Annotated in this window: 17 protein-coding genes; 4 read left to right on the forward strand and 13 right to left on the reverse strand. The window is 35.8% G+C overall.

What is annotated here, in order from left to right:
* Window positions 1-160: 160 nt before the first annotated feature.
* Entirely contained in the window at window positions 161-1,168 is a 1,008-nt protein-coding gene (gene asnA, locus C8269_RS06000; RefSeq protein ID WP_158698386.1) for an aspartate--ammonia ligase, read from the forward strand.
* 38 nt (window positions 1,169-1,206) lie between these two features.
* Here asnA and recQ read toward each other — a convergent pair whose 3' ends face one another.
* The 11 genes from recQ to C8269_RS06055 all read right to left on the reverse strand — a co-directional run bounded on the left by recQ (window position 1,207) and on the right by C8269_RS06055 (window position 12,634).
* Window positions 1,207-3,009 carry a DNA helicase RecQ gene (gene recQ / locus C8269_RS06005; RefSeq protein WP_106460815.1) on the reverse strand — a complete coding sequence of 601 codons (1,803 nt, stop codon included), beginning with the start codon at window positions 3,007-3,009 and terminating at the stop codon, window positions 1,207-1,209.
* Between the two features lie 34 nt (window positions 3,010-3,043).
* Window positions 3,044-4,234 carry a DUF4097 family beta strand repeat-containing protein gene (locus C8269_RS06010; RefSeq protein ID WP_106460816.1) on the reverse strand — a complete coding sequence of 397 codons (1,191 nt, stop codon included), beginning with the start codon at window positions 4,232-4,234 and terminating at the stop codon, window positions 3,044-3,046.
* Window positions 4,224-4,616 (reverse strand): hypothetical protein, encoded by a 393-nt coding sequence (locus C8269_RS06015; RefSeq protein ID WP_106460817.1) that lies wholly within the window; start codon window positions 4,614-4,616, stop codon window positions 4,224-4,226. Before C8269_RS06015 ends, C8269_RS06010 begins: the two co-directional genes overlap by 11 nt.
* A complete protein-coding gene (gene truA / locus C8269_RS06020; protein ID WP_106460818.1) occupies window positions 4,613-5,353 on the reverse strand; it encodes a tRNA pseudouridine(38-40) synthase TruA in 741 nt (246 codons plus the stop codon). Before truA ends, C8269_RS06015 begins: the two co-directional genes overlap by 4 nt.
* Window positions 5,347-6,144, reverse strand: a complete 798-nt coding sequence (locus C8269_RS06025) for an energy-coupling factor transporter transmembrane component T family protein (RefSeq protein ID WP_106460819.1) — start codon at window positions 6,142-6,144, stop codon at window positions 5,347-5,349. Before C8269_RS06025 ends, truA begins: the two co-directional genes overlap by 7 nt.
* Window positions 6,137-6,994 (reverse strand): energy-coupling factor transporter ATPase, encoded by an 858-nt coding sequence (locus C8269_RS06030; RefSeq protein WP_106460820.1) that lies wholly within the window; start codon window positions 6,992-6,994, stop codon window positions 6,137-6,139. The genes C8269_RS06025 and C8269_RS06030 overlap by 8 nt, the downstream gene beginning before the upstream one ends.
* Entirely contained in the window at window positions 6,991-7,812 is an 822-nt protein-coding gene (locus tag C8269_RS06035) for an energy-coupling factor transporter ATPase (protein ID WP_106460821.1), read from the reverse strand. Before C8269_RS06035 ends, C8269_RS06030 begins: the two co-directional genes overlap by 4 nt.
* A gap of 8 nt (window positions 7,813-7,820) precedes the next feature.
* Complete coding sequence (locus tag C8269_RS06040; RefSeq protein ID WP_234025840.1) at window positions 7,821-9,236, reverse strand: L,D-transpeptidase family protein; 1,416 nt, start codon at window positions 9,234-9,236, stop codon at window positions 7,821-7,823.
* Complete coding sequence (locus tag C8269_RS06045; protein ID WP_106460822.1) at window positions 9,233-10,366, reverse strand: THUMP domain-containing class I SAM-dependent RNA methyltransferase; 1,134 nt, start codon at window positions 10,364-10,366, stop codon at window positions 9,233-9,235. Before C8269_RS06045 ends, C8269_RS06040 begins: the two co-directional genes overlap by 4 nt.
* Before the next feature lie 73 nt (window positions 10,367-10,439).
* Window positions 10,440-11,264 (reverse strand): alpha/beta hydrolase, encoded by an 825-nt coding sequence (locus C8269_RS06050; RefSeq protein ID WP_106460823.1) that lies wholly within the window; start codon window positions 11,262-11,264, stop codon window positions 10,440-10,442.
* Window positions 11,264-12,634, reverse strand: a complete 1,371-nt coding sequence (locus C8269_RS06055) for an NAD(P)/FAD-dependent oxidoreductase (protein ID WP_106460824.1) — start codon at window positions 12,632-12,634, stop codon at window positions 11,264-11,266. The genes C8269_RS06050 and C8269_RS06055 overlap by 1 nt, the downstream gene beginning before the upstream one ends.
* Before the next feature lie 200 nt (window positions 12,635-12,834).
* Between C8269_RS06055 and C8269_RS06060 the strand changes: the two genes are divergently transcribed.
* From C8269_RS06060 to C8269_RS06070, 3 genes are read left to right on the forward strand one after another with little or no spacing between them, the layout of a single operon-like run.
* Window positions 12,835-13,518 (forward strand): AzlC family ABC transporter permease, encoded by a 684-nt coding sequence (locus C8269_RS06060; RefSeq protein WP_106460825.1) that lies wholly within the window; start codon window positions 12,835-12,837, stop codon window positions 13,516-13,518.
* Window positions 13,511-13,831, forward strand: a complete 321-nt coding sequence (locus C8269_RS06065) for a branched-chain amino acid transporter permease (RefSeq protein WP_106460826.1) — start codon at window positions 13,511-13,513, stop codon at window positions 13,829-13,831. The genes C8269_RS06060 and C8269_RS06065 overlap by 8 nt, the downstream gene beginning before the upstream one ends.
* Window positions 13,832-13,882: 51 nt before the next feature.
* The gene (locus C8269_RS06070) at window positions 13,883-15,619 is read left to right on the forward strand and encodes a phosphoenolpyruvate carboxykinase (RefSeq protein ID WP_106460827.1); all 1,737 of its coding nucleotides are present in this window, start codon (window positions 13,883-13,885) and stop codon (window positions 15,617-15,619) included.
* Between the two features lie 127 nt (window positions 15,620-15,746).
* Here the strand turns inward: C8269_RS06070 and C8269_RS06075 are convergent, their stop codons facing one another.
* Complete coding sequence (locus C8269_RS06075) at window positions 15,747-16,652, reverse strand: DNA-3-methyladenine glycosylase family protein (protein WP_106460828.1); 906 nt, start codon at window positions 16,650-16,652, stop codon at window positions 15,747-15,749.
* The gene (srtB, locus tag C8269_RS06080) at window positions 16,649-17,431 is read right to left on the reverse strand and encodes a class B sortase (RefSeq protein ID WP_106460829.1); all 783 of its coding nucleotides are present in this window, start codon (window positions 17,429-17,431) and stop codon (window positions 16,649-16,651) included. The genes C8269_RS06075 and srtB overlap by 4 nt, the downstream gene beginning before the upstream one ends.
* Window positions 17,432-17,498: the final 67 nt, after the last annotated feature.

Here is a 17,498-nt window from a genome sequence, read left to right on the forward strand (position 1 = left end):
ATAAGTTATACAGTTAAAATCCCTTAAGTCAAGTTATTTATAAACCTTATTTTTTATAGTAATTTCGAAAGAAAATTTTAGTTTTGTACAATTTTTATTTTCCTATAAAAGAAGTAAAATAGAAGAATAATAGCGAAAAATAGAAGATGGAGAATTAATAATGAAATTAGTAATACCAGAAGCCTACAAGTCAAACGAGGACCTTTACAGGACTCAAGTTTTAATAAAGGAAATAAAAGATTATTTTCAAATCAACCTAGCCAATAACCTAAATTTAAAAAGGGTATCGGCTCCCCTATTTGTATCAAGCAAATCAGGCCTAAATGACAACCTAAATGGCGTAGAAAAACCAGTATCATTTAACTTGCCAGAGGCTGATAACGAAGAAATGGAAATTGTCCATTCCCTAGCCAAATGGAAAAGATACGCCCTCATGGAATATAAATTTAAAACCCACGAAGGCCTCTACACAGACATGAACGCCATTAGAGCATGCGAAGAGCCTGATAATACCCATTCCTTTTATGTAGACCAATGGGATTGGGAAAAAATAATTAATAAAGAAGATAGGAATGAAGAATATTTAAAACAAACAGTAGAAATCATTTACAGGACCATGAAAAGTCTAGATGAATACCTATGCGGTCTTCTTCCAACAAGGCAAAAACTTCTTAAAGATCAAATAAGATTTTTAACAAGCCAGGAACTTCTAGCCATGTATCCAGATAAGGATAGCAAGGAAAGAGAAAGGCTTGCTGCCAAGGAATTTGGGGCAATATTCCTATCACAAATTGGTACAATTTTAACAAATGGAGAAAAGCATGACAACCGTGCCCCAGACTATGATGATTGGCTCCTAAATGGAGATATAATCGTCTATAACCCAGTCCTTGACGATGCCCTAGAGCTATCATCCATGGGAATCAGGGTAGATAGCCACAGACTAAATGAACAGCTAAAACAATCAGGAAACCTTGATAGGCTCAAATACGACTATCACAGACTCCTACTTGATGATAAGCTTCCACAAACAATCGGTGGAGGTATCGGTCAATCAAGGCTATGTATGTTCTTCTTACAAAAGGCCCACATAGGAGAAGTCCAAGTATCCTACTGGCCAGACAGTCAAAGAAGGACACTCGCCAACAAGGGAATACAATTATTATAAAAAAATCGCTTAAAAGGCTCTTGCCTTCTAAGCGATTTTTAATTGTCTCGCAAATATTCTTTAATTTCTGTTATAAAAAGGTCGCCGTATTGGATTAGTTTTTTCTCCCCAACTCCCTTTATCCTTAAAAATTCTTCTTCTGTTTTTGGCTTATTTATTGCCATGTCCTTTAGGGATTGGTCGGAAAATATTATAAATGGTGGGATTTTTCTTTGTTTTGAAAGCTCTAATCTTAGGCTTCTGAGCCTTTCAAATAGGTCTTCTTGGTCGACATTTGCCAAATCCATCGACTTGTGCTTTTTGCTGGTGGATTTTTCTTCTTCTCTTTTTCTGATAAAAAACTTATCTTTGGAAAATAAGATATCCTTTGATTTTTCTGTCAGGGCAAGGATTGGATAATCAAGACCATTGACCTTGATGTAGCCATCTGCTAAAAGGGCTGCGATCATATCCTTGATTTCCTTTTGGCTGGTCTTGGCCATGATGCCAAAGGTTGAAATATTTTCTAAATTTTTCTCCCTTGAGTTTTTATTCTTAGACCCCCTAAGGCAATCGACGACTGTATTTATCCCATATCTCTGGTCAAGCCTGTAAATACAGGATAGGATCTTCTGGGCGTCAACCGTCTTATCGATTTTCTCGCTGGTCTCCAGGCAATTTGAGCAAAATCCACAGTCATTAATCGCATCTTGGCCAAAATATTCAAGTATATAAGATCTTAGGCACTTACTCGTATTTACATAATTTATGATGGTTTGGAGTTTTTCAAGCTGGATCCTCCTATAAGCCATATTATCAGTTTGGTTTATTAGGTGCTTATTTATGATTATATCTTGGGCTGAGTAAAGGAGGATACAGTCAGAGTTTTCCCCATCACGACCTGCCCTACCTGCCTCTTGGTAGTAGGATTCCATATCCTTTGGCATATTGTAATGAATTACAAAACGGACATTGGACTTATCTATCCCCATGCCAAAGGCATTTGTCGCTACGATTATATCTTTTTTATCAAAGAGGAAGTCTTCCTGAGCCTTTTTTCTATCAAGCTCAGTCAGTCCTGCATGGTATTTGGTGGATTTTATGCCAAGGGCCTTTAAGTTCCTATCTATATCATCAACTCTTTTTCTGGTAGATGCGTAGATTATGCTCGATTCATTTTCGTGATCTTTGAGATAGTCTCTCAAAAATTTGAGCTTTTCCTTGGGTTTTTTGATTTCAAACTTAAGGTTGGGCCTATCAAAACCTGTAATTTTGACAAAGGGATCCTTAAGCCTTAGATTTGCTATTATATCTTCCCTTACCTCTCTTGTAGCTGTTGCTGTGAAGGCTAGGATTTGTAGGTCATCACCTAGAATTTCGTAAAGCTCTGGTATTAACTTATAAGAAGGCCTAAAGTCATGGCCCCATTGGGATATGCAGTGGGCTTCATCAACTGCCACAAAACTTATGTCAATATCTTTTAAAAAATCTCTAAAAAACTCATTTTCTAGCCTTTCTGGCGACACATATAATAGCTTTATTTCCCCATTTCTTACTTCTTTTAGTGTGTTAACATAAGTCTCATAGTCCTGGCTTGAGTTTATAAAACACGCCCTTATCCCATCTTCCCTCAGGGCATCAACTTGGTCTTTCATTAAAGAAATTAAGGGAGAGATAACAATAGCTGTCCCATTCTTTATTAGTGCTGGCAACTGGTAGCAAATTGATTTACCTCCACCGGTAGGTAGGACTCCGAGCACATCCCTTCCTTCTAGGATATTATTTATCAAATCCTCCTGGCCTGCCCTAAAGGAGTCATAGCCAAAGTATTTTTTTAGTTTGTTTAATATTTTTCCTGTCATATTTATCCTTAAAAAAATAATTAAGCCCTAGGACTTAATTATTTTCTTCATCACTATTTTCAATATTTGTATCATTTTGGTCTTCTGAGTCTGTTTGATCAGAATCTTCTTCAGATTCTTCTCTTTCTTTGTTTTCTCTTTCAGTCCTGTCGATGTTTTTTTCTAAGGCGTTGTCTTTTGTTTTTTTAATCTTAGATTCATTTGTTAGGTACTCTTCATGTTCTAGCTTGGCTCCCTCGCCCCTATTAAAGACGATGTCACCAATTTTTGTTCTAAGGGTTACCTTATTTTTGCCCTTATTTTCTGACTGGTAGCCATCTTTTATATTTCTATATGAAATATTGCCAAGAACGAAGTTACCCACTTCAAGATTTGCTGTAAGATCGTAGTTATCAATCTTATCCCTAGCATCTACTAAGATATCTCCTGTTTGAGTTTCAAAGTCTAGTCTGTTACCTAACTTGCTGTCAGTTATCTTTATATCACCTGTAGTAGTCTTAAGGATTGTGTTTGATATTTCGCTCTTATCTAGGGAAATAGATCCTGACTCATTTGTGATAGATCCTTGGAAAAAGCCATTGTTTAAGCTAATATTTCCACTTCTTATCTTTAGGTCAAAGTTTTTAACTTCTAGGTCATCAATCTTTACATCACCTGCTCCAATTGAGCCCTTAATCTCTTCGATACCGCCTTCTGATGGCAAGAAAATCCTTACTATTGGAATTTTATCCTTCATGTAAAGATTTTTGCCCTCGATTTTGGACTTAAGTTTTAAAACTCCGCCCTCAAAGCTTACATCAAGCTTATAGGCATCATCTTCTCCCCTATATAATTGGGTGTATTCTATATAAGGATTTGTTGGTGACCTTTGGATTCTAACATCTGATGAACCAAGGTCAAAATCTATAGATTTGATTTGGTTTAAGTCAACCCTCATAATTCTTGATTGGTTGTAGGAATTTTCATCTATTTGACTGCTTGTAGAAGCATTTTTGATAGATGCATTCTTCCTTGAACTAATCATAAATATTACAAGGCCTATAAGGATTACTGCAATTATCCCAAAAACTAAAGACCTCTTGTTAAGCTCTTTTATACTCTTTAGAGGGTTAGGCAATTGAAATTCTGTATTGAATCTATTTTCCTTGTCTTTTTTACTTTCGAACTCTACTTTTTTCTTATCTTCTATTAAATCTTCATCTATCTTTATCTTCTTATCGTCCACTGTCACCACCGCCTATATTTTGATTTACTAATATGCCAAAAGTCATTACAAATAGCCATCCCACGTAATAAAGGCTATTTGCTTTAACCATAAAATTTGCAAAAACTAATTCTAGTAGTTTTGAATTTATTTCTCCTCTTAGTAAATATTGTATCACAAAAACAAGAGAAAATACATTTATTAATGATATAAAAATCAAAAAAAATTGCTTTGTAACTACTAATTCATTTATTTTTATATAAAAATTTAAGATTAGGGTGAATATACTTATGAGGATTAGGTAGGCAAGAAATAATTCTTCCCTTACAAAAAATATAGAAGAGCCTATAAATATAAGGATTAGAAGAGCTTTTAACTCTTTAAATACATCTATTTTTATCAATATCTTACCTCCCATAAATAAAGCCCTGCTGGAGAAAGGGCTGGATTTGCTCTTTTTTTATTTTCTTTGTCAAAAAAGGCCCTAAATTCATCAAGACTTAACTTGCCTCTGGCAAGTTCTACTAGGCTACCTGACATTATCCTAACTTGGTTATGAAGAAATGAATTTGCCCTAAAAAATAAATTTAGCCTAGGACCATCTTGACTAAAATAACAATCATCGATTGTCCTTATAGTATTTATCTTAAGGTCTGTATCTTCCTTCATAAAGAGCCTAAAATCATGGGTTCCTTTTAGGACATCAAGCCCCTCTTTTAACTTATCTAAATCAAGCCTATATGTTATATTTTCCATATAAAACCTGTATACTGGATGCATAAGCCTATCTTGATAGATTACATACTTGTAGGTCTTATCTAGGCAAGAAAATCTAGCGTGGAAATTAAGGTCTACTTCCTTTGAAGAAAGGGCTAAAATATCATCAGGCAGATGAGCTTGGATATGGTAGGAAAAGGCCTTGGGATTTATATCAGATGCAGTTAGGAAATTAAAATAAAAACTCCTAGCATGTACTCCCCTATCTGTCCTTCCGCAAGCTATTATCCTGTTTTCTTCCCCACTTACCTTATTGACTGCCTTTTTTATTTCTTCTTCGATGGTTCTTACATCCTTTTGGTATTGAACTCCAGAAAAGCCTGACCCATCAAAGGCTACTTCCATCAGTACATTTTTTACCATACAAAATACATTACTATTATGATTATACAAAAGATTGTAAAGCCAATTAGGCTTATCCAATCGATCTTTTTCATATGAATTTCATTTAATCTTGTGCGCTCTTCGCCTATCCTATAAAGCCTAGCTTCCATAGCTGTTGCAAGATCTCCTGATCTTTTTAGGGCATTTATAAACAAAGGCACAAGTAGTGGAACCATTGACACGGCCCTATCTATGATATTTCCACTTTCAAAGTCAGCTCCTCTTGCCATCTGGGCCATCTTTATCTTATTTGCTTCATCAAAGAGTGTTGGGATAAACCTTAGTGATATTGATATCATCATAGCAAGCTCTCCTGCTGGAAAACCAATCTTTTTAAGTGGTGAAAATAGCTTTTCTAGACCATAGGTTAATTCCATTGGACTTGTTGTGTAAGTTAGGACTGATGTTGATAAGATTATTAGGATTAGCCTTAAAATTGTAAAGGCAGTCCTATAGAGTCCTTCTTCAGTAAATTTAAGAGGTCCGACTGTAAAGATTACCTTGCCTGGTGTGGTTACAAGGTTAATTAGACCTGTTAGTACTATTATGAAAATTAAGGGCTTAAGGGACCTAAGGATTGACTTAAATGGTATCTTTGCAACTGCAAGCATAGCTATTAAAAGAATTACAAAGGGAATATAAGTGTAAAAGTCCTTAACAAAAAATATTGTAATTATATATAAAAATACCCCCACAATCTTAACTCTTGGGTCAAGCCTGTGGATGAAGGTATCAAAAGGTAGGTATTGTCCTATTGTAATATTAGCCATTCTTAGCTCCTAAGTGCTTGTAAAGTTCTTCTATCGCCTTATCAACTGTGTAAATTTTATCATCTACATCTGGATTTTTCTTCTTGTAGGCCCTCATAAATTTTGTAATTTGAGGTACATCAAGTCCGATTGATTCTAGGTCTACTTGGGTGAAGGTCTCAAAAGTTGACTTATCTGAGTAAACTTCTCCCTTGTTCATAACAATTACCCTATCAACATATTCTGCCACATCTTCCATAGAATGGCTAACTAATACTATCGAAAGCTCATCGTCATTATTGTATATATCTAGGATTTCAGAAAATATCTCATCTCGTCCTATAGGGTCAAGTCCTGCTGTAAGCTCATCTAAAACCAAAACCTTTGGATTCATCGAAAGGATTCCTGCAACGGCAACCCTTCTTTGCTGACCACCTGATATTTCAAAAGGTGATACATCCTTATAGGTCTCATAATCAAGGCCTACCTTGGCCATGGCAGATCTAACTCTCTTGTCAATCTCATCTTCCTTAAGGCCCATATTTTTAGGACCAAAGGCAATATCTTTGGCTATGGTTTCTTCAAATAGCTGGTTTTCTGGATATTGGAAGACTAGGCCAACCTTAAATCTGGCAGCCTTTCTCTTTGCCTTTTCCTTAGAATTTATTCCATCTATTATGACATCTCCATGACTTGGGATCAAAAGACCATTTAAAAGTTGGACTAGGGTTGACTTACCTGAGCCCGTTTGGCCTATAAGGCCTATTATTTCTTTGCTATTTATCTCTAGGTTGATATCTTTTAGGGCATATACCTCATTTGGCAGGCCCTCGTTGTAGATATAATCAACATCCTTTATTTCTATTTTCATATGCTTTCCAAAAACTCCTCAGCTGTAAGGGGTAGTCTATCAAATTCGACCCCTTTTTTTGAAAGTCCGTAAGCTACTTCTGTCACTTGTGGCACTGCTAGGCCTAGCTCTTTCATCTTATCTACTTGGGAGAAGACTTCTCTGCTTGTGCCCTCTAGGGCCTTTTTGCCCGAATCTAGGACTACTATCTTATCGGCAAGGACAGCCTCTTCCATGTAGTGGGTAACGTAGATTATTGTTTTCTTGTAATCTTTATTTAAGCTTTGGATTAACTCAATTACATCCTTACGACCTTGGGGATCAAGCATGGCTGTTGGTTCATCAAAGATTATATAATCTGATAGCATGGCAATAACACCCGCAATTGATACCCTCTGCTTTTGGCCACCTGAGAGGTTAGATGGGTTTCTTTTCTTAAAGGCACTCATACCAACTAGGTCGATGGCCTTATCTACCCTTTCCCTAAGTTCAGGATGCTCTACCCTTAGATTTTCTGGCCCAAAGGCAACTTCTTCTTCGACAGTTGTGGCAACCATTTGGTTATCAGGATTTTGAAATACCATTGAGCATTTTTTTCTTATCTCCCACTGGTTTTCTTCATTACTGACTATCCCATCTATACTTATTGTGCCTGCACTTGGCGAAATTTGAGCATTCAAGAGCTTGCCAAGGGTGGACTTGCCTGAGCCGTTGTGGCCCAAAATTGCTACAAAGTCCCCCTTTTCTATATCAATGGATATATTATCCAAAGCTGTCTTTCCTTCTGTTTCTTCGTCTATACCTGGGTAGGTATAGGTCACATTTTCAATTTTTATCATCTTTCTTCCTAATAAGACATAGCTGGACTGTTGCTTGTGCTTGATTCATATACAACTACCGGTAGGCCAAATGGTACCATTTCAAATAGCTTGGCTGCCATTGCTGGTGGCATATTTAGACAACCGTGGCTACCGTTTGAGAAATATATTCCTCCGCCAAAGCCGCCTCTCCATGGAGCATCGTGGAAGCCTTCTCCATCCCATCCTATTGGCATCCAATAAGATACTGGGGTTGCATACCTTCCACCATTCATATCTGCACCCTTGAGGGTTGTATTTCTTTGTTTAGATTGGATTGAGCCTACACCTACGTTGCTTGCCCAGGTAGTGGATGTAGGTAGACCTGATACTATTGATGTTTCTAAAACTATGTTTCCATCTTGATAATACCACATATATTGTCTTGATAGGTCTACTTCTATATAGCTATCACCTAAATCCCCACCATCTTCATATCTAGCATAACCAGCCCTTTGATAAACTGGTTCTATATCTCCGGATTTTCTAGTGTTGATTAGTTCATATACCTTATCTATTGTTGCTGCTTGGTCTAAGATAAAACCGTAAACTCCTGGATTTACAGTAATCTTTCCTATGCCAGTTGCAGAAAATGTTCTGTTTTTGCCATAGGTATTGGTTTTATCAGCTACTTCTTCAATAAATTTAGCAAGTCTATCATAGTTTAATTCAAAGCTTGTTCCATTTGTATCAAACATATCGACAAGTTCTTGTCCTTCAAGCTTTATGTCAAATCCATTGAAGTTGAATTTTACTTTTAAACCCTCTATTGTCTTTCCATCTGCTAATAATTTTTCTAATTCTTTTGAATTATTTTTAACTTGAGGATTGATATAATCACTATCATCTAGGACTATTTCTTCCTTGTGAGAATAAATAGCATCCTTTATTTTTGCATCAAGTTTGTTAGGGTCGATCATATTTCCCATTACTTCTGGTATTATTGTAAAGGCCCCGTCGTTGTATTTTAAACTTGCATTTTCTGGCTTTGTAACATTTATCATAAGGGCAGATGTACTTACGAGTTTTTCTAATTTTTTCTCATCATATTTTATATTATAATCAAAAGTAAATTCATCATTCGCCACATTTGCAAAGGCTAGTGGCCATTTGAATGGGTTTTGGTCAATAGATGCTGATTCTGGGATTGATGCCTTATAATCTACATCTTTAAGGTTGATTGTTGTAGCTCTTTCATCCCTGCCTTTGATATTTATAGAAAAGCTTTCAGCTGGCTTCTTAAATGCCTCTTCTTTAGATGCATATGATATGTCCTTACCATTTACAAAGGTATTTGGAAGGGCTATAAAAGCAAAGACCACTGTTACTATTAAATATAATCCTATTATTACAAGTAAGCCTATTAAAAGTCCTCTAGACTTCTTGTTGTTTCTTTCGTCTGTCAAAAGTCCTCCTTGCTTGGTTTTTTGCCATAATATTGGTAGAAATCTACCTTTTGGCCACCATTATATAACTTTCTTTTTCTAGATAATTTCCTCTTAAATTTCCTATCAAACTTATCATCTGCGCTTATAAAATATAAAGACCAGGTGTCAAGCCTTGCTAGCTTGTTGTTTATCTTTTTATAAATTTCGTCCATATTTATGTCAGATAGCCTAAGTCCGTAGGGTGGATTGGATATAAATATACCGTAATCATCCTTAAGTGCCACAGATGAAATATCTCTTGTTATAAAAGATATATCTTCTTCTACACCGGCATTTATGGCATTTTGCTTGGCAAGACTTATGGCCCTGCCTGATATGTCTGAGCCTAAGATATTTAGCTTTTTAGAATAATCTATCCTTGCTAAGGCTTCTTTTTTAGCATCTTGATAAACTTCAGGCCCTATAAATTTAAATTTATTAAAGTCAAAGTCCCTATCTATGCCAGGGGCTATATTTCTAGCTATCCTTGCAGCTTCTATAAGGATTGTCCCCGACCCACAAAAGCCATCGAATAAAAATCTTTCTGGCTTATAAAAAGATAGGTCTACAAGGGCTGCCGCAATATTTTCCCTGAGGGGTGCCTTTACAGAATCCTCCCTATAGCCTCTCTTATGAAGACCCTCTCCAGATGTATCAAGGCAGATACTTGCCCTATCCCTATCTAGCATTATCTCGATTTTGACTCTTTCGGCTGATTTTTCAAAATGTTTGACCTTATAAAAGGCCCTTAACTTATCTATTATGGCCTTTTCGCTTATAGATTGGATTGACCTTAAAGAAAATAGCATAGACTTGTAGGTCCTTGCATTTACTATAAAATTGCTGTCCTTATTTAAGATATTTTGCCAAGAAATTTTATTTACTCCCTCAAAGAGTTCCTCAAAATCTCTTGCCATAAAAGATCCTATTTCTAGGAAGATCCTATCTGCATGCCTTAAATTTATATTTAATTTTCCTAAGTCGCTAATCTTGCCATTTAAGACAATCATCCCATCACTTACTTCAAAATCTTCATAGCCTAAATCTCTTAGTTGAAATTTGACTAGGCTTTCAAGGCCGAAGCTTGTGGTAATTAGTATTTTTTCCATAGTTTTATTATAACAGTTTTTTAAAGCTTTTCATCTTTTTTGGCACAAGAAAAGCCACAAAAGTGGCTGATTTCTAAATTAAATTTTTCAAAAACTCATAAGTCTTGGAAAAGACGATGTTTCTCACATCTTCATTGGTAAAGGAGTGGTCTGCTTGGTCGATTTCTTCATAGGTCGCATATTTGAAAGCTTTTTGCAATTTCTCATTTGCATCCCTAAATACCAAGGCATCCTTATTTCCTCTTAGGATTTGTACCTTGCCTTCATATTCTTTGGCCTTGCCATAGATATCCTTTAGTATAAAGTCCAAGAGGAAATTGATATGGAGTCTCTTTCCTCCAATATCAGCATCCCTAATGCTTGCTACAAGCTCATCGAAAGATTGGCCAGCCTTTATCTTGCTCTGACTTAGGGCTTCTCCCTCAAACACTGTCTTTGCCATGACCTTTAGATAGTCCTTATCGTTCATATCGCTTGCTGGAGCTAAAAGTACTATGGCCTTAGGCTTTAGTTTATAGGCTAGAAGTGTTGATATTACTCCACCTAGGGAATGACCTATCCAGAAAATCTTATCCTTGTCAACGAAATATTTAAGCCTTGCAAAGTCATTTATCATTTCTGCTTCTTCAAGCTCTCTTGATACGGTCATATCATAAAAGCTTCCGTCTGATTCACCAGAACCTGAAAAATCAAATCTGATTGTGACAAAGCCTCTATCTGTAAGATATTTTGAATGTTGGATTCTAAAATCTGTTGACCCATTCCTATCACCCCCAAAACCGTGAAAGAAGATGGCTGTTGGGTATTTCTTGTTGGCATCAAAATCATCAGGGGTGTTTATCACACCCCTTAAAATTATGCCATCTGCTTTTCTTATCTCTTGGTAGATGTATTTCATTAGGCTAAAACTCTTGCAACTTCTATTCCACAAGCTGATGCTTGGGATAGAGAGTGGGTTGCTCCTGAACCATCACCTATACAATATAGGCCTTTTTGGGTTGATTCAAATTTATCATCTACTTCTACTTCTGAGTTGTAGAATTTAACTTCGATTCCATATAATAAGGTATCATCATTTGCCATACCTGGTGCTATCTTATCTAGCTGGTAGATCATCTCGATTATATCATCAAGCTGTCTCTTTGGCATTACTAGAGATAAATCTCCTGGTGTTGCCTGCATGGTTGGCTTGGTAAAGGACTTGGCCATTCTTCTTTCTGATGAACGACGACCCTTGATTAGGTCTCCAAATCTTTGCATCAAAACTCCCCCACCTAGCATATTTGAAAGCCTAGCTATTGATTCACCATATTCATTTGAGTCTTCAAATGGCTCTGTAAACCTATTTGTAACCAGAAGGGCAAAGTTTGTGTTTGCTGATTGTAACTTAGAATCTGTAAAGGAGTGGCCATTTACAGTTAGGATTCCATTAGTGTTTTCTGTTACAACATGACCGTAAGGGTTCATACAAAATGTCCTTACAACGTCATTATATTGCTTGGTTTGATACATTATCTTTGCTTCATAAACATCATCTGTTATATGCTTAAAGACTTCTGCTGGCACTTCTATCCTAAGGCCTATATCAACCCTATTTCTCTTAGATTTGATATTGAATTTATCACAAACCTCACCTATCCACTTAGATCCAGACCTACCTGCAGCAAGAACTATATCATCAGCCCTGAAAGTTTCTCCCTTATTAGTTTTAACTATATATTTTTCATCTTCATAGTCTACATCGGTGACCATGGTTGAAAATTCAAAGTCTATCTTATCTTTTACATAGTCAAAGATTCTTTGAAGGATTAGCTTGTTTCTATCCGTACCAAAGTGGCGAACCTTGGCATCTAATAAGTGAAGGTCATGTCTTAGGCATATTGTCTTAAGGTTGTTTTTGTCTGTGGAATATAACTCAAGGTCATCTCCTCCGTCAAAATCCATTAGGACACTATCTACATATTCCATAAGCTCCATGGCCTTTTTTTCTCCAACATACCTATGTAAATCTCCACCAAAATTGGTTGTTATGTTGTATTTGCCGTCAGATAGGGTGCCTGCACCACCAAAACCATACATGATGTTACATGGCTTACATCCTATGCAGTGGTCAACCTTGCCATCTGTAATCGGACAAGACCTGTTTTCTACTTTTCTACCACCATCGATTATGAGGACCTTTTTCTTTGTATCAAGCTTAGTTAATTCATAAGCCAAAAAAGCTCCTGCTGCTCCTGCACCTACTACAATAATGTCATAGTCTTTCATGATTTCTCCTCTTCTTAGAATTCTACTTAACCTGCTATATTATACGATTTATAAGCTTTTTAGCAAACATTTTTATATTTTTTCGGATAAAGTGTTAAATTTTATGTAAACTATTGAGAATTTGTTAAGAATTAAGTAAAATACCTGTAATGATATTTATAATTTTTAGGTAATAAAGATTTTATTAGAAAGGAATTTTTATGAAAAAAGCTTTTGAAAGGGCCTTGCCCTATACAGTACCAGTTATAATCGGCTATATGTTTTTAGGTATAACCTTTGGTATTATGGTCAGTCAAGAGGGTTACAACCCACTTTTCGCACCATTTTTATCACTAACAATCTATGCTGGTAGCATGCAATTTATAATACTACCCCTCCTTAAGACTGATATTTCTATCATAGCAATTATTATCCTAACCCTATCAGTCAACATAAGGATGATGTTTTATGGGGTAAGCATGATCAAAGAATACAAGAGTTCAAGGAGCAAGTTTCTCTTTATATTAACACTTTCAGATGAAACCTTCGCCCTTGATACTTCTATTAAGCCACCAGCAGATGTCAAAAAAAGTGATTTTTTCTTGGCAATTGGCCTTATAAATTATTTGGTATGGGCTATCGCTACTTACATAGGCGCCCTACTTGGCAATCTAATTAGCTTTAATACCATGGGGATGGACTTTGTCCTAACCGCACTTTTCCTAGTGCTCTTGGTTGAGCAATATTTTGCAACTAAAAACCACAAGCCACTAAAGATTGGCCTAGCCCTATCTATAGTAGCACTTTTGATATTTAAGCCAGATAATTTTATGATACCAGCACTACTTTTAATTGTTTTAAGCCTATATGGCCTCAGGGAAAGAATCGAGGAAAAAAATGTCTAGAATACTAATGATAGTCTTTGCATCAGCCCTAACTACTTTTTTAATCAGGTCAACACCTTTTTTCTTCTTTTCAAAAAAAGACCTGCCTGATTTAATTAAATATTTTGGCAAGTACTTACCCTTTGCCCTTATGCCCCTACTTGTAGTTTTTGCCTTAAGAAATATAAATGTTTTGGCCTACCCTTATGGACTGCCTGAAATAATAGCATCAGCTACAGTAATTATTCTCCATGCTAAATTTAAAAAGCTCTTTATTTCAATATCTGTAGGCACTTTTGTCTATATGGTATTAATTCAATTAGTTTTTCTTTAAATTAGTAGTAAAATAAAGTCTAAGAAAAGAAATAAGTTTAGAGGAGAAACCATGAGAAAAGAAATAAATATATCTAACAACAAGGCCGTAATTAACTTTTCAAAGGCCTATTTCAACAACTCCGATGACTTGCTAAAAAGCGAGGGCTTCTTTGAAGTCATTTGCTCTTTTGTAAATCACCACAAAGAAAACAGGACAAGAATCTATACCTACCTAGAAAAATTTTTTAGGTCATCAGATATAGAGGCTCTTGCAAGCGAAATTAGGGACATAACAAAGATTCTTACAGTTATGAGCCTTGATGAAATCAGCGAAAAAATCAACAAGTACCACGACCTAAACAAGGAAAGAGAAGCCCTAACAAGAATCGTAGAAGATGTCTACGACTATTGGAGAAAGCTAGAAAGATACTCAATTATCGAACAATCTGACTATGATAGGGGCTTAGAAGTAGAAAACTTCCTATCTTCAAATATCAGATTTAAGGACCTTATCCTTGAAATCTACAGAAAGGTAGAAGTATCAGTTACAGGCAAAAGTCCAAAGGTATTTAGACAAGTACCAGCCGGTGCCAATGCTTCAATGATAGTCAAAAATTTTGAGATAGCCTATCCAAAAGATTATGCCTACCTAAATGAAATTCCTTTCATAACCAAGGTAATGATCGAAACCCCTTATATAACCTATACAAAATCAAATAAGAGGGACGGTTTCTTTGAAGAAGTAGAAAATAACCCTATCACCCATCTTGACATAGATACAGACGAATTTTTATGCTATCCAGCAAGAGTTGGAGATAATTTAATCTACATCTACTTCCACCAAAACCTCATCACCCATGGCATATCAGCATCAAACCTTTTTGACCTAGCCGATGAAGAGGAAATTCAAAATAACAGACCAGATGCTATCTATGTATTTGGCGGAGAAAATTCTAAAGACCAAAACGTCTTCTACGAAGATAAGTCAGGCCTTTTAATAGGTTATGTAAATTATTCAGACAAGAAAGATTACTTCGGTTATCTTAAGAAAATGTGTCTAACCCTATCAAATATCATCTCAATGAAAAAATCCTATCTCCCAATCCACGGTGCAGGTGTAAATGTAGTTTTACAAAATGGCAAGAGTGCCAATGTTGTAATCCTAGGCGATAGCGGAGCTGGAAAGAGCGAATCAATCGAAGCCTTCAGAACCCTTGCCAAGGACTATATAAAGGATATGACAGTAATCTTTGATGATATGGGCACATTCAGAATTAAAGATGACAAGGTCAAGGCCTACGGTACAGAAATCGGTGCCTTCGTAAGGCTAGATGACCTAGATTCTGGCTATGCCTTCAAGCAAATAGATAGGTCAATCTTCATGAACCCAGATAAGATAAATGCAAGACTAATCATGCCGGTAGCCGATTATTCACAAATCATGGCAGGCTATGAAGTAAACTTCTTCCTCTACGCAAATAACTATGACAAGATAAAAGAAGATGATAAGTCAATCGAATTTTTCGATAACAAAGAAGATGCAATCAAGGTATTTAAACGTGGAGCAAGGTTTGCTAAGGGAACAACTACAGAGACAGGACTTGTAGAATCCTACTTCGCAAACCCATTTGGCCCTTACCAAAAACAAAAAGTTTGCGACCAACTAATCGAAGGCTATTTCTCAAAGCTATTTATGGATAAGACAAAAGTTGGAGTCATAAGAACCCAACTAGGTGTAGAAGGCATGGAAACAGATGGTCCACTAAAATCAGCTAGAGAACTTTTTGAAATAATAAAGACTTTATAAATTATCAATAAAAAAGAGTTGAAATTCACCAAAGAATTCAACTCTTTTTTCATTTTCAATATTAAAGCCTTAGGATTTTTATAAAATCAAACAACTATAATTTTCCAAAATCACTTGAAGTTTATTTTCATTTGCCTATAGCATTTTCTCTGCCATAGTAAAATAAATATTGTTGGGCATAGCCTGCAAGATTTCCAAAGATTTCCCTAGCATAGTTATCGACTTGCTTTTTAGGCACTTCCTTGCCGATGTAAAGTGTTTCCATGACTCTTTTAATCCACACATCTACAGGGAAGGTCTCCCTCCTGTGGTAGGCAAAGAGCATTATACAATCAGCAACCTTTGGACCTATGCCTGGCAGCTCATTTAACCTCTTGTGAAGGTCTAAATCTGTAAGATTTTTCTCATCTTCAAAATTTAAAAAGCCATCCACAAAGGCCTTAGCTGTTTCAACTATCCTTACATCACGAAAGCCTACTCTAGCGTGTTCTCTAAGCTCTAGTGGATCAACCTTGGCCAAGACTTCTGGTCTTGGGAAGGAATAATAAGAAGATTCCATATAATCACCAAGATAGTCTCCATATCTTTCAGAAATTATCCTAACTGCCTTTTTAATCCTTGGTATTTGGTTATTAGCAGAAATTATAAAAGAAATTGTTGTTTCAAATAATTCTTGATTTAAAATCCTGATACCATAACCATAGTCGCACGCATCCCTTAGGGTATCATCTTTTGAAAGAAAATCCCTAATAGATCCATAATCTGTTCCAAAATCAAAGTAATCATAAAAAATATCATAAAATTCATCAAGGCTCACATTTCTTATAAGTGTGTAGCCATCACATTCTAGTAAATTTATGATTTTCCCTAAAAAAACAGCCGTATAAGACCCGTCTTCTTCAAGCTTGAAGTTAAAACATTGACCACACTCAAAAATATGGGTCGGATTAAAAGAATCTTCCCTAAGTTTTAAGCCCAGGGAAGTTTCTTCGATATTTAATTCTCTTTTATCTTTTGTTTCAAATCTCATTATCTAATCCTAAGCGCATGCAATGCTAGCCTTTGATCTGCATAATCATATTGGCATGTTGAAAGAGTAATAATTGTATCATCTTCCTTAAATGCTCTGGTATCAAGGCTTACCTCAGAGTTTGACCTTAATTTATTATAATATGGTACCTTATCCCCTGTATAGGTGAAATCTAAAGTCCTATAGTCATAATCTGATGGGATTCCATAGGCAGAAAATATCAAATATTCACGAAGACCATCTTCTGTTGTAAGATATATTGTCCTGTGCTTTTCTGCAAATTCTTGCTTTCTATATTGGTCAAGAGGTGTAAACATAGAGTCAATCTCAAGATGGTGACCATAGATAACAGAGTTATCATCTGTAATATCACTTGAATTATAAACATCCATAAAAATTGATCCAGCTATATCATACTCCTTATTTAGGCCCTTTCTTAGATAGAAATCATTGTCAGGTCCTTGAAGGATCGGATATTTTATGCCTGTACCAGGAATTTCTATAACAGCAATAACATCTGAATTTTGCTCTTTTAATTTCTTAAGTAGGCTTAGGTGAACTTTTTCAAGTCTAGCAAGAGGGTCACTTTCTTTGCCATCTTTGCTGCTTTGTCCTTCATCTCTAGCTACGTCTTCTTCTGCTTCTTTAGATAAGTTTTCTATATATCTATTATTTTTCATATTAGTCCAGTAATCTAGACCTCTTTTTCCTAAAATTGCTATGCAGGCTAATATTATCAAAATTAGGATAAACCTAATAAGCGCCATTATTTTTGATTTCATTTTACCACCTTTAAAACGTTCTTTTTACTAGTATAATATACCATAAGAGATGATAATTAAAAGTTTT

Origin of the sequence: Anaerococcus sp. Marseille-P3915 (assembly GCF_900258475.1) — a bacterium.
Lineage (GTDB): Bacteria > Bacillota > Clostridia > Tissierellales > Peptoniphilaceae > Anaerococcus > Anaerococcus kampingae.